Annotated in this window: 11 protein-coding genes; 7 read left to right on the forward strand and 4 right to left on the reverse strand. The window is 42.2% G+C overall.

Features of this window, described 5'->3' with window-relative positions; all coding sequences use genetic code 11:
- Positions 1–139: 139 nt before the first annotated feature.
- The gene (locus BMW86_RS28645; protein ID WP_089786740.1) at positions 140–760 is read left to right on the forward strand and encodes a C40 family peptidase; all 621 of its coding nucleotides are present in this window, start codon (positions 140–142) and stop codon (positions 758–760) included.
- Between the two features lie 23 nt (positions 761–783).
- Positions 784–1,746: a glycosyltransferase gene (locus BMW86_RS28650; protein ID WP_089786742.1), complete on the forward strand. Its 963-nt coding sequence runs from the start codon at positions 784–786 to the stop codon at positions 1,744–1,746.
- Here the strand turns inward: BMW86_RS28650 and BMW86_RS28655 are convergent.
- The gene (locus BMW86_RS28655) at positions 1,628–3,127 is read right to left on the reverse strand and encodes an oligosaccharide flippase family protein (protein ID WP_089786745.1); all 1,500 of its coding nucleotides are present in this window, start codon (positions 3,125–3,127) and stop codon (positions 1,628–1,630) included. The genes BMW86_RS28650 and BMW86_RS28655 overlap by 119 nt on opposite strands.
- A 91-nt stretch (positions 3,128–3,218) precedes the next feature.
- On the opposite strand from BMW86_RS28655, the gene BMW86_RS28660 reads away from it, so the two are divergent.
- Together BMW86_RS28660 and BMW86_RS28665 are read left to right on the forward strand one after the other, a co-directional pair.
- Entirely contained in the window at positions 3,219–4,148 is a 930-nt protein-coding gene (locus BMW86_RS28660; RefSeq protein ID WP_089786747.1) for a glycosyltransferase family 2 protein, read from the forward strand.
- 7 nt (positions 4,149–4,155) lie between these two features.
- Complete coding sequence (locus BMW86_RS28665; protein ID WP_089786750.1) at positions 4,156–5,160, forward strand: glycosyltransferase family 2 protein; 1,005 nt, start codon at positions 4,156–4,158, stop codon at positions 5,158–5,160.
- Between the two features lie 11 nt (positions 5,161–5,171).
- Here the strand turns inward: BMW86_RS28665 and BMW86_RS28670 are convergent, their stop codons facing one another.
- Complete coding sequence (locus BMW86_RS28670) at positions 5,172–5,954, reverse strand: hypothetical protein (protein WP_089786752.1); 783 nt, start codon at positions 5,952–5,954, stop codon at positions 5,172–5,174.
- A 558-nt stretch (positions 5,955–6,512) separates the two neighbouring features.
- On the opposite strand from BMW86_RS28670, the gene BMW86_RS28675 reads away from it, so the two are divergent.
- From BMW86_RS28675 to BMW86_RS28685, 3 genes are read left to right on the forward strand one after another with little or no spacing between them, the layout of a single operon-like run.
- Positions 6,513–6,971, forward strand: coding sequence for a (2Fe-2S)-binding protein (locus BMW86_RS28675; protein WP_089786755.1), 459 nt, complete (start codon positions 6,513–6,515; stop codon positions 6,969–6,971).
- Entirely contained in the window at positions 6,968–9,127 is a 2,160-nt protein-coding gene (locus tag BMW86_RS28680; protein WP_089786757.1) for a xanthine dehydrogenase family protein molybdopterin-binding subunit, read from the forward strand. The genes BMW86_RS28675 and BMW86_RS28680 overlap by 4 nt, the downstream gene beginning before the upstream one ends.
- 26 nt (positions 9,128–9,153) lie before the next feature.
- Entirely contained in the window at positions 9,154–9,789 is a 636-nt protein-coding gene (locus tag BMW86_RS28685) for a hypothetical protein (protein WP_089788214.1), read from the forward strand.
- 96 nt (positions 9,790–9,885) lie between these two features.
- On the opposite strand, the gene BMW86_RS28690 is transcribed toward BMW86_RS28685, so the two are convergent.
- The gene (locus BMW86_RS28690; RefSeq protein WP_089786759.1) at positions 9,886–13,032 is read right to left on the reverse strand and encodes an efflux RND transporter permease subunit; all 3,147 of its coding nucleotides are present in this window, start codon (positions 13,030–13,032) and stop codon (positions 9,886–9,888) included.
- Between the two features lie 5 nt (positions 13,033–13,037).
- Complete coding sequence (locus BMW86_RS28695) at positions 13,038–14,111, reverse strand: efflux RND transporter periplasmic adaptor subunit (protein WP_089786761.1); 1,074 nt, start codon at positions 14,109–14,111, stop codon at positions 13,038–13,040.

Here is a 14,111-nt window from a genome sequence, read left to right on the forward strand (position 1 = left end):
ATCCACAATGGTGCATAACAAATGAATTAGTCAGTTTCGTTAACTATCTATCTGCTGTTATCCAACCTTTTATATTGTGATATTATAAAAAACGATTATTTTTAGTAACTTGGCTCAAATTTTAACCAAGCAGGGATTTATGACAAGGAAGGAACCTTTATGGCTGGCATTGATGATGTGTGTACTTATGGTGAGTGCCTGTTCTTCTCTTAGAAAAACCAGTAACACCAGCGCCAATAACAATCAGCAGTTCCTGGAAGGATTTACGACTACCAGCAATTTTAAGGTAAGTACGGTGAAGTTGAAAATTGTGACCAGCGGGGCTAATCTTGAAACCGCCCAGTTATGGCAGTTCAAGTATGCGCAGATCCTGGATGTTCCTGTAGAAAAGGTGTTAAACACTCCTTTGTATAGCTTTATTGAGGACTGGTGGGCTACGCCCTACCGTTTAGGAGGTAAAAACAAAGAAGGTATCGACTGTTCCAATTTCACAAATACACTATTGACTTCGGTGTTCCGGTATAATTCCTCCGGTACATCATCACAACTGTTCCAGAAAGCGAAAAAACTAAGCAACAACCAAATGAAGGAAGGAGACCTGGTTTTCTTCCGTATTAGCCAGAAAAACGTATCCCACGTGGGAGTTTACCTTGCCAACGATCGATTTGTACATGCTTCTACCAGTTCCGGGGTTATGATAAGTGACCTCAATGAACCTTACTGGAAGAAGTACTATGCGGGAGGCGGTAGAATTGAGTAAGAAGACATTCTAAAAATTTGCGAATGGTATCTGTAATTATTTGCTCCGCAAATAAGAATCGTTTAGCCCTTGTGAAGCAGAACATTGCTGACACCATCGGTGCGAACTATGAACTTATTGTGATGGAAGATGCAGCATCAACCGGCATCTGCGACGCCTACAACCGGGCTGCTGAAAAAGCCCTTTATGAAGTACTCTGTTTTGTCCACGACGATGTAGCTTTCCAGACGCCAAACTGGGGTAAGCTGTTGTCAGATCATTTTGAACGGGATGAAAAGCTGGGCCTGTTAGGGCTTGCCGGCAGCCGTTATAAGAGTAAAACCTTATCCGGCTGGTGGACAGGCATACGGGCGGCCGACTGCTGCAACATTCTTCAGCGTAAACGAAATGGCGATCACCGCCGGTTCCTGGCTCGTCCGGAAGGACTTACCGGGGACGCTGTTCCTGTGAGGACACTGGATGGTGTGATGCTGGTAATGCGTAAGAAGGTATGGAAAGAAATTCCGTTCAACAGTGAAAAGCTGAAAGGATTCCATTTCTATGATCTGGATCTCAGTTTGCGTGTATCTGAAAAATATACGGCGGCTGTTATTTACAATGTAGACCTGGTACATTTTTCCATGGGTCATTTCTCCGATCAGTGGATCAAGGCGGCCGTATATTTCCACAAAGAAGTAAGTCCGGTTACCCTGCCATGCAGTATTGAGGAACTACCCGGAAATAATGAACAATCCGTCAGCAAATCCTGGTTATCGCGGCTGCGCAGGGAAAAGATCTCATTTAAGGTGAAGATGCTCTGGTGCCGGGAAAGCGGTTCCTGGCAGTTTCCTGCCAACAGGCCTTATGTGATCCGGTTTCTGGCAGCTTTTAACGCTTTGCTAAGACATTTCTTATTCTTAAGTATACATTCGTTAATACTTGCTCTACATCTTCCGATACTTTTAAGCGCAACAACAGGAATGTATACAGTCCCACAAATAATATAGAGCGTACCACTATATTTAATAAGGGATTTGACAGCCGTACTGTATAATACAGCAGGAAGAATACACCTGTTGGTATCAGTACGGCTATCAGTGTTTTATAAGTAAATGGCTGCAGTTTATATACTTTCCAGAGGAAGCCAAAACGGATCGTATTAAACAGGGTGATGGACACCATATTGGCAATACCTGCTCCTATTAACCCATGACTTTTAATAAGGATATAAGTAAGGGGCAGCATACATACCAGTAATATCATGTTTGAATACAACTCAAATTTCCATTTGCGGGAAGTGATGATAATTGCACTGTTCATGCCCGTTCCCAGTTCAATGATCTTGGTGAGGCCCAGCATTAATACCAGAGGTTTACCCAGGTAATAAATTTCAGGCATATCCAGGAACCTGAAAGCATCATCATAATTCAGCCAGATCATCGTAAAGATAAAAGTAGACGCTATCAGCAGGGTTAAAGAGGTTTTGCGGTATACGCTTGCCAGTTTATCCATATCACGGTCTTTCCATGCCTGTGAAATGATGGGAGTAGCCATGCTTGTTGCCGTACGCTGAGGTACTTCAATAACGGACGACATATACTGCGCCAGTGAGAATACGGCCGCATAATTCAACCCAATGACACTGGAAATAACGATGGCATCTATCGTTTTACTCAATATGGAAATAACATTGCCTCCCAATATGAATAACGCATAGGCCAGCATCTTCTTCCATAATCTTTTTGTTAAGGAGCTGATGCGGAAGGAAAACTGCAGATCTCCTTTATACATGAGGTAGAGCAGCATTACCGCAAATAACACGGCATAATTCCAGCTGAAGATCTCTACAAAGGAATGAAACGAGATGATGCCTGTAATAAAAAGGATGATCAGTATAAAACAAAGTATACGGTACAATACTTCCTTCAGGAAGTTGGAAAGGCCCGCCCTTCGCATATTCCATGCCTGTGATTCCAGTACCTGGAAATATACCAGGAAAAATGTAATAGGATATATGAGATAAAAGTAATTGACCAGCAGGGGTGATTTGCCGGAATACTTTTTAATGATCAGTGGCTGAAAAAGCAGGGTACCGCCTAATAGTAACAGGAAACCTACCAGCGAGAAAAAGAAAGCGATTGTCAACAGTTCACTTTTTCCTTCTTTAAGATGACTACGGTAATAAGGAAAGAATTTGGCCACCACCGTATTACTTCCCAGAATAGCCATACTGCTGAATAACATGGCAATTTCCAGGAGAACGATCGTAAGTCCGTATTCTGTGGGTTGAAAGTATTTAAAATAGAAGAATGTATTCAGCGCTCCTAAAAGAAATCCAATATAAATGTAGAACGTTGTAATTATACCCTTTTTCCTGATGGTACTCATAATCTATCGGAGGCGCTTGTTTAAAAATTAAAGGTATTCATAATTTTGGATTATTTTGCTTCGTGGTCTGCCAGCAAATATGTAGTAAAATATGATGAAAGTTTCCGTATGTATACCGGCTTATAAGCAGGTGGCTTACCTGCAACGCCTGCTGGACTCACTGCTGATACAAACATTCAAAGATTTTGAAGTGGTGATAACGGATGATAGTCCGGATAACAGCGTAGAGCTGTGTGTTCAGCAATACCTGCAGCGTTTACCTGTCCGGTATTACCGGAACGAACCTGCCAGGGGGATGCCGGGCAACTGGAATACGGCGCTGGACCTGGCTAAAGGGGAGTATATCAAGATAATGCATGATGATGACTGGTTTGCTACACCATCTGCTCTGGATTTGCTTGTACAGGCGCTGGATGACCATCCTCAGCATGATTTCGCTTATGCGGCGTATTATAACTATTACCTGGATAACGGCACTACAAAGCTGATGACGTCTCCTGCTTACTTCAGGAAGGCGTTTCAGAAAGATCCCGTGAATGTATTGCATGATAACCTGGTAGGTCCGCCCAGTGTGATGATCCATCGTAATAAACCTGCTTACCGCTATGATGAGAAGGTTCGCTGGACGGTAGACGTTGATTTTTACATCCGGCTGTTGCAGTCGCAACCGGGTTTTACTTATATAGCGGAGCCGCTTTTATATGTGGGAATGGGGAAGGAGCAGATTACGGAAGAGGTGCATGGGGTGCGTGAGGTCTATATCCCCGAATATTTTTACCTGTTGCAGAAAACCGGGAACGGGCATTTTAAGAGTATACTGGTGTATGATTTCTTCTGGCGTTTATTGCGGAATATGAAGATCCGTGATGTGGAGGATATCCGTCAGGCTGGTTTTAACGGGCCTTTGCCTGTTGTTACTACTTATGTGTTGAACTGGCAAAGAAGAATACCTTTTTTACGTAAGGGGCCGGTTTCCAAACTATGGATGTCTCTGTCTTTCCTGTTTGCTCCCGGAAAATAAATCAAGCATGTTATTATCTATCATCATTGTCAATTATAATACCGACGCACTTATTATCGACTGTATCGATACTGTTATCAAACAGACGCAGGATACTGCTTATGAAATAATTGTGGTTGATAACCTGTCTGCTGCCGGTAGTCTGGATAAGATCTTAGCTGCACATCCTTCTGTAAAGGGGATTCAGATGGGGTATAATGCCGGCTTTTCCCGGGCTAACAATGCTGGGTTAAAAGCAGCTACCGGTGAATATTTACTATTACTAAACCCTGATACACTTATCTTAGACCATGCGCTGGACCGCTGTGTACAGCGTTTCTCTGCCAGTTCCCATGTAGCCTGTGGGGTGCAGTTGCTGAACCCGGATTTAACCACGCAAATCTCCGGGAACTATTTCATGAAAGGCGGCTTGAATCATCTCTTACCCTTGCCTTACTGGGGTGGCCTGCTTCGCTGGATAGGCTATAAACTGAATACCAAAGTTCCTAATGTACAGGAAGCAAAGGCGGTGCATGAAGTAGACTGGATCAGTGGTGCTTTTCTAATGGTTAAAAAAGACGTACTGGAGAAAGCGGGGTATATGGATGAGGATTTCTTCCTGTTCGCAGAAGAGGTGGAGTGGTGCAGTCGTATCCGTAAACTGGGTGTGCTGGCTATTTACGGGGATATCAACATCATCCATTTACAGGGCGAAAGTACAGGAGAAGCCTTTGATTCTGCGGAGAAAGGGTACTACGGATTGTACGACCGTAAAGGATTACAGGTGATGTTGTCCAATCATTTACGGGTGCGTAAACAGTTTGGAGTTAGCTGGTACATGGTGTTATTACTGAACTATACCTTTGCAGTGCCGGTGTTTTTCTTTGGCAGTATACTGGAAGGGTTTTTCCGCTTACGTAACCCTTTCCGCTATATGAAACAGGTAGCTGGCCTGACTAAAAACGTAGCTACCTTGTGGAAGTTTACCCCCAGGATCATCAGGAGCAAACCTCATTTTTATAAAGTATTATAATGATGGTGGGATTATCCCACCATCATTATTTTAGCGCTACCTGTATTTTTTACAATACCAATCAGTTCATTCGTAATAGGCTCTCCCATTTCAATCCCAATTGATAATATCATTGTCTGACTTTCCTCAATTGCATATCCATTTTCTATTTTCACTTCGAACTCTTGCGCTGCAAAAGGTATTTGCGCTGTTTGCCATGCGGTATAAACGCGTTGAACGAAACGATGGGTCCATTCCGCTGCTGGTTTAGCCCCGTTATCAGTCAATATACCCAGGGAGATAATAAAACGGTAGAGAGGTGCTTTCCAGGGCAGGGACAGGTTTAATCCGGGGATTAGCTCCGGTAATGATACTATTGCGCTGCAGGTTGTCCTGTCAATGGTACATTGCAGAGGATGTCTTACAATACCTTCAAAAGGGTATCTTTTATTTAGACTAAACCCATTCAGCAGTTGCTTGTGTTTCGAGAATAATATTACCCTCTCACCTTTAGGATTTACCCTATCATAAGATTGAATAATTTTTGCTAAGGAATTCAACTTTGGAGTGATATTATAATCCGCCAGGTGTTTCACATAGGTCAGCATCCATCTCACATTACTACCTGCTTTTGAGCTCATACCAAAGTCTGCGTTATTGTCTCTGATAGGTTGGCAGGATGGAGATTTAGCTATTTTCTTTCTGGAGCCACCACCTTTTGTACGTACGATGTAATCGTCCATGTCTTTCCGCTTGTAACAAGACATATTACCAACGCTTCCAATAAAGGGGATCCCGCTTTTTAAGATTGCCATATGAAGTTCTTTAAAGGTTATTAATGAGTATTCTAAAATACTTATTTTATAAATAAAAACCAAAAACAAAACACATATAAAGTATACCTCTAGAAGTATGTTTTATATATGCTTCATATATGTTTTGTATATGGCTTATATATGGATTATATCTGTGATCACAGGCCTGTTAAGGCCTTACAGGGAAGGTGTTAAAAAGTACTAAAGGAGATGACTAATAGAAGAATTATCCCATTGTATGGTTGGTGATAATAGTGTATGTATTCATGTGCTTATTAATGAATGAACTATATACTATAAGAATCTTCAATAGTGAAAAAAGTGTTTAATGACCAGCATTCTGACAAATAATTAGCGATGGTAGTTTAGCGACAAAACTGAACAAAGAAGGCTTTCCCGTGTTTGGAAATACAGAAGCATTTGAATTTTATAATTAATTCTTTGATTTTCTTAATTTCTGCTCATTGCTTTTATTTAATTTGATACGACTAAGGTTTTGAGCAATGTCAGCTGTGCAGACTTCTTTGTTCTTTTTTAAAACCGGCTAACCAAAACATTATGATCAAATTATCTGTCAATAATCAGCCTTATACAGTTGATGTTGAGCCAGCAATGCCATTGCTTTGGGTACTTCGTGATATACTTCACCTGACAGGTACAAAGTATGGCTGCGGCATGGCTCAATGCGGGGCCTGTACCGTTCATTTAAATGGTGAAGCGGTTCGCTCCTGTGTCACTCCCGTTCGCCGTGCAGAGAATCAGACTGTCATTACCATTGAAGGGCTTTCTAAAGATTTCAGCCATCCATTACAACGTGCATGGATAGAAGAAGACGTCCCACAATGCGGTTATTGTCAAAGTGGACAGATTATGGCTGCAGCAGTATTACTTCGTGAAAACCCTCATCCTACAGATCAGGATATTGATGATGCAATGAGTGGTAATATTTGCCGCTGCGGTACTTATCAACGCATAAGAAAAGCAATTCACCTGGCAGCTAAATTGAGTGCAAAATGAGTACAACATCTTACAATCGCCGGGATTTTTTAAAGACAGGAGGAATGCTCAGTAGTGGTTTACTGATCTCTTTTTTTGTTCCTGCCGGCGCTAAACGCTTTATCCCTGGTGGAGAGACTCCTGAGCCATTATTTGCTCCCAATGCTTATTTAAATATCGGGCCGGATAACACCGTGAAAATTACTCTTGCGCATGTAGAAATGGGGCAGGGTATATGGACCACTTTGCCTATGCTTATCGCAGAAGAACTCGATTGTGACTGGAGTAAAATAAAAGTGGAACATGCTCCGCCGGGGGCTCCTTACATTCATACGCTTTACGGTGTACAAATAACAGGTGGATCAAGTACTACATGGTCAGAGTTTGACCGCTATCGTAACGCCGGCGCTACAGCAAGAACGCTGCTTGTTGAAGCTGCTGCAAAGAAATTCAATGTTTCTCCTTCGGAATGCCATACGGAAAACGGTTTTGTGATTGCCGGTAATCAACGTGCCAGTTATGGGGAACTTGCCGACGCTGCTGCAAAACTTCCTCCACCTGCTTCTGTAAAACTGAAAGACAAAAAAGACTGGAAGTATATAGGAAAGGTAAAAAAGCGTCTGGACACAACAGCCAAGATTAGTGGTGAAGCAATGTTCGGCATAGATGTGCATTTCCCCGGAATGTTGATTGCTGTACCTGCGCACGCTCCGGTGTTTGGTGCAACAGTAAGATCATTTGATGCAAGTGCTGCAAAAGCTATTAAAGGCGTACAGGAGGTAGTACAGGTGCCAACCGGGGTTGCTGTTATCGCAGATAATTTTTGGGCAGCCAAACAAGGTCGTGATGCGCTTAAAATTGATTGGGAGCTTGGTCCTGGTGAGAACATCGACAGTACTACCCAATTTGAAGAATACCGGCAGTTAGCAGCAACAAAAGGAGCAACTGCTGCACAGGCAGGAAATGCAGATGACGCACTTTCCAGAGCAAATAAAAAAATAGCAGCTGAATATATATTTCCTTACCTGGCTCATGCACCAATGGAGCCGTTGAACTGTACGGTAAAGATTAGTGATGATCTATGTGAAATATGGACAGGTACACAAATGCCTGGGTTGGATCAGAGCATTGCTGCTAAAATCCTCGGCTTTAAACCCGAACAGGTAAAAGTAAACACCCTGTTTCTTGGTGGTGGTTTTGGAAGAAGAGCGAATGCCACTTCTGATTTTGTAGCCGAAGCAGTAAATGTTGCAAAAGCAAGTGGTAAGTTTATCAAATTGATATGGACAAGGGAAGATGATATACGTGGCGGCTATTATCGCGCTGCCTTTTTACACCAGGTACATACAGGTCTTGGTGCTGATGGTTTACCCATTGCATGGCAACATCGGATAGTTGGACAATCCATTCAGGAAGGTGGTCCATTTGCTGCGTCCATAAAAAATGGCATAGATCCCACTTCGGTAGAAGGAGTAAGTGACTCACCATACCTGGAATCAATCCCTGATCATAATGTAGAATTACATTCACCAAAACTTCCTGTAACGGTTTTATGGTGGCGCTCAGTAGGTAACACACATACTGCATTTGTAATGGAAACAATGATTGATGAACTGGCATTTGCAGCAGGTAAAGATCCTGTAGCTTATCGTCGTAGTCTTTTAAAAGGCAAGAGACATCTTGCTGCACTAGATCTGGTTGCGAAAAAATCAGGATGGGATAAACCTTTACCTCAGGGGAGATTTCGTGGAGTAGCGGTACATGAATCGTTTGGAACTGTTGTTGCACAGGTGGCGGAGATATCAATCAGGGAAGGTCATCTTCGTGTGCACAAGGTTACCTGTGCAATTGATTGTGGTCTTGCTGTAAATCCTGATGGCGTAAAAGCACAAATGGAAAGCTGTATTATTTTTGGTCTTACTGCTGTATTATATGGTGAGATAACATTGGAGAAAGGGCGTGTTAAACAAAGGAATTTTCACGATTATAAAATGCTGCGCATGAACGAAACACCGCTTATTGAAGTGCATATAGTTGATAGTAATGAAAAAATGGGTGGGGCGGGAGAGCCCGGTGTTCCGCCGGTAGCGCCTGCTATTGCTAACGCTATTTTTTCGGCAACAGGTAAGCGTGTACGGAGATTGCCTTTACAATCTTCCGATCTTGTGAAAGTATGAATGAAATGTTCTTAAAAATACTTTGTATGAAGATTCATCAATACCACTTTTTGAAACCGGACCGGATTACATTGGTTTCAATTTGCATTATTCTTGTTATATCCGTCGCAACATTGTCCTTTAAATATGATGATAAAAAAGTAAGTCATACTTCAATTGCAGAAAAAGACAGCATTGTTTCTCAAAAAGCATTTCTCCAGGTGTATAAAGTGCTGATGTCTCCACGCTGCATGAATTGCCATCCTGCAGGGGATGTTCCATTGCAGGGAGATGACAATCATTTGCATCCGCAAGGCGTAAAACGCGGTCCTGAAGGTAAAGGGCTGTATGCATTGAAGTGTTCTAATTGCCATCAGTCAGAAAATACACCCGGTTTGAATATGCCGCCTGGTGTTCCTGATTGGCATTTGCCACCATCAAATATGCGCTTGGTTTTCCAGGGAAGATCTCCTCATGATTTAGCAATGCAATTAAAAAACCGTAAGCAAAACGGAAATAAATCTCTGCACGATTTGATAGAACATATGAACACGGACCTGGTTAAGTGGGCCTGGGAACCCGGCGATGGCAGAAGTAAACCACCTCTCAGTTATGCTGAATTTGTTAATCAGCTTAAAATCTGGATTGATAAAGGTGCTGTTGTACCACCACGAGGGAGGTGATCGTAACGATATATTTATACATACGAAGGCCAGAGTAGGACTACTCCGGCCGTTGCTTAATAACCTACAACTTTCAAAATTGCTTTAATTGAAAACCTATTGACCAGTAGATTGTGTGTCTGGCATAGTATAACCTGCCTTTTCTTTACCATTTACCCACTTATTTACTTTTATCCGCCAGCTTTCAATGATCATATAAACTGATGGAACTAATATCAGTGTGAAAATCAGGGAACTGGTAAGTCCTCCAATGATCACCCAGGCCATTGCACTTTTGGTTTCCGAACCGGCTCCGGTTGACAATGCCATAGGTAACATCCCGAATACCATGGCCAGGGTGGTCATTAAGATCGGGCGAATACGTTCTCTTCCTGCTTCAATCAATGAATCGACTACAGACATACCTTTTTCTTTTTGATGATTGGCAAAGTCTACGATCAGAATACCATTTTTAGCAACAAGTCCTAACAATAGAATAATACCCAGCAGAGAGAATACATTGATTGTTTTCATGGTCAGTGCCAGTGCCAGGACAGCACCTATAATTGCTACCGGCATAGAGAATAGCACTACAAAAGGATATACAACACTTTCGTACAATGCCACCATGATGAGGTAGATCAGCAGTACCCCTATCCCGATAGCCATGAATAAGCTTTTGAAAGAGTCCGCCTGGTTCTTGGTAAAGCCTTCTTCTGATATCTGTATGCCTTGTGGCAGCCCCTTCCGTGCAATTTTTTCTTTAATTTCATCCATGATAGTACCTGATGGACGTCCGACAGCAGCAGCATTGATCTGCATCGAGTTTAAACGGTCATTCCGTTCCAGCACAGACTGGGTAAGTGTCTCACGGATATCGGCTACCTCTGTTAAAGGTATGATCCCGCCACGGCTGTTATAAATATTCAGGTTCCTCACATTGGAGATATTGTTCCTGTCTGCATCATCAAGCTCCAGGTTAATATTATATTCTTCACCATTATCGCGATACTTGGTATTGTCATTTCCCTTAAAGGCATATTGTACCGCGCTGCCAACATCCCCCACACTAACACCAAATTTTGCCATCTTATCCCTGTTCAGTACAATGGATACCTGTGTTTTGGCTTCTTTAGTACTGTATTGCACGTAATCTGCTCCGGGAGTAGAGGCTACAATCTGTTTGATAATAGCCGCTGCCTTTACTATAGAATCCATATTAGTGCCCTTAACAGCAATCTGAATATCATAAGATGCATTCCCTGTGATACCGGTTAGCTTGATCGTTGGTTTTAATCCTGGTATTGCAGATAGTTCCTCACGCAATTGCTTGCCCATATCAGTAGTAGATATTTTCCGGTCTTTTTTATCCACCAGTGTGACCGTTAACTCTGCCAGGTTGCTATTGCTGGAACCGTTCGTTCCTATGCTGGCCCCTTGTTGCGTACCAACATTCGAGAAAACGTCCTTTACTTCCGGATGTTTCAGGATGATTTTTTCTGCTTGCGAAACAGTGTAATTTGTTTGTTTTAAAGATGATTGGGATGCAAGATCTATCTGGATATTTAATTCTCCTCTGTCAGACTGACCAATAAATTCGGCTCCAACAAATCCTGCCGGGATCAATGCGACCGATCCTATAATGAGGACTGCAACCAGCAGGATCACATATCTTTTATGACTGAGTGCCCATTTCAGAATATTGGTATAGAAGTCCCGAAATTGATCAATAAGAGATTCAAACCATAAATTGATACGTCCCCATAAAGTGCTCTTATCAAGATGGGGGAGTTTGCCCCATCGCGAAGCAAGTAATGGTGTCAGTGTGAAGGCAACAAAGAGGCTCATCAATGTAGAGAAGACCACTACAAGTGAATACTCCCTTACAATATTACCAATAAGGCCCCCGATAAGCGCAAGGGGAAGAAATATCACGACATCCACAAGGGTAATGGCCATTGCCGTAAAACCGATTTCGTTTCGTCCTTCCAGTGCTGCCGTTCGCTTATCCTTCCCCATTTCAAGGTGACGGAAGATGTTTTCCAGTACTACTATACTATCATCTACCAGAATACCTACAACAAGAGAAAGACTCATCAGCGTCATGAGATTGAGGGAGAAATTAAAGGCCCACATCAGTATAAATGTCGGGATCATCGCTGATGGTAATGCCACCAATACAAATGAAGAGCTGCGCGCGCTATGCAGAAAGAACAGCATCACTGCCGCAACGATCAGGATAGCCAGAAATATGTCTTCAATCACGGCATCGGCAGATTTCAATGTATATATTGACTGGTCTGCAGCAATATGATAGCTAAATCCGTAAGAAGCATAAGTCGTTTTCAGTTCTTCGAGTTTTTGTGCTGCAAGCTGACATACTTTTACGGTATTGGCATCCGTCTGTTTTTTAATTTCAATACCGATGGCAGGTTGTCCATTCAGTCTGTTTAAAGTAGTATTTTCTTCCTGCCCGTCTGTTACATATGCAACGTCTTTTAGTTGTATCCGGCTGCCATCATTATTTTGTTTGATAATGACATTTCTGAGATCTTCAACGTTCTTTATCTTGGCATTTAAGTCGATGGAGTAACGCGTGTTTGAACTCTTCAAAGAGCCGGCGGGATAAGAAGCACCACTATAAACTACCGCCTGGTTTACATCCGTAACGGAGATGTTATAGGCCTTTAGTTTATCATTATCCAGCGCAACATTAATCTGGCGTTCAGTACCTCCGGTAATATCAATCTGAGCAACACCAGGTATATTTGTCAGTAGTGGTTTTACCTGCTGATCTATAAAATCATATAGTTTGGTGTCGGTAAGCGTGGAGGTCACACTTACTTTCATAATCGCCTGGTCATCCGAACTAAACCTGGTAACAATGGGGTCGTCCGCATCCGCTGGTAAAGTAGACTTTATCTGGTTTATCTTTCTTTCGGCATCAAGTTGCGCCTGCTTCACATTTGCATCGTTGTTCAATTCAATGGTAACGCTGGACATACCTTCCTGCGAAGAAGAGCTGATCTTGTCTACTCCTTCAATGGCAGCCACAGCATCCTCAATGGGCTTTGTTACACTGGTCTTTACTTCAGCAGGTGAGGCACCGGTATACGTGGTGGTAACTGTAAGCATGTTCGTTTCGAACTTGGGAAGCAGATTATAGTTCAGTGTTTTATAACTGATATATCCAAATAACAACAGTGTTACAAAAATAACCGTGATGAACAATGGACGCTTTATAGCTAATTCAGTAATACTCATAATGGTTATTTTTTATTTTGATCAATTGATTGAACAAAACTGCCTGATAATATATTGATCAACCCACTGGTAATGACATGTTCTCCATTGCTCAGTCCACTCAGAACTTCTATGTATTCACCATTTTCCCGTCCGGGAATGATTTTCCTTTCTACCGCTTTGCCATTTTGTACCACATAGACATATGGATTTTTAGTACCTTCCACTAATGCGATTTTTGGAATCTGCAAAGCTTCAGTTTGTTGTTTTTCACCAAAAAATACCTGTACATATAAACCGGCTTTCAACCTGTTACCGTCTTTGTTTTCAATGAGTAACTCTGCGAGGTAGTTATGGTTATCATCACCTTTAGGACTAACAAAAATGACTTTTCCGGTAAACGTTTCACCTGGGAAAGATTCTGTGGTAACAAGTGCATTTTGTCCTGATTTAATAGACATCACCTGGTTTTCCGGTACGTAGACCTTCGCTTTCAGATTATATACATCCACCACTGTCCCAATAATTCCCCCTGCATTTACATATTCACCGCTTATCATCTTTTTATCGGTAACAACTCCACTTACAGGTGATACGATATTTGATTTGGAAATCTGGCTGCGCAATTGAGCTGCCTCCAGTTTTTTGCTATCAAGATCATATTTGGCATCGGTTACAGCATTGGCGTTAGTGGCATTACCTGCCACCAGTATTTTATTGCGTTCATAGTCGCGGTTCAGCTTTTCTATTGAAAGTTCCGCTGCATCCAGTTTCAGCTGGGTTTCCCTTATATCGATATGACCTACAACCTGACCTTTTCCCACCACTGTTCCCAATTCAATATTCAGGCTTTCGATACGGCCCGATATCTCAGCAGAGATACTACCTTCGTCTTTTGCAGCAAGCGTTGCCGGCAGGGAAATATCGCCCTGAATGGCCATTACTCTGGCTGTATCCAGCGATACAGAAACAGGGACATGGGAACGGTCTACTGGTTTTTTATTTTCGTCTAATGTCTTTTTATTTCGAAAAAGAAGAAAGACAATGACTCCAATTATCGCAATTACAATCAAAATGGTAAATATTCTTTTGCTTTTCAT

Source organism: Chitinophaga sp. YR573 (assembly GCF_900110995.1).
In the GTDB taxonomy this organism is placed as follows: domain Bacteria; phylum Bacteroidota; class Bacteroidia; order Chitinophagales; family Chitinophagaceae; genus Chitinophaga.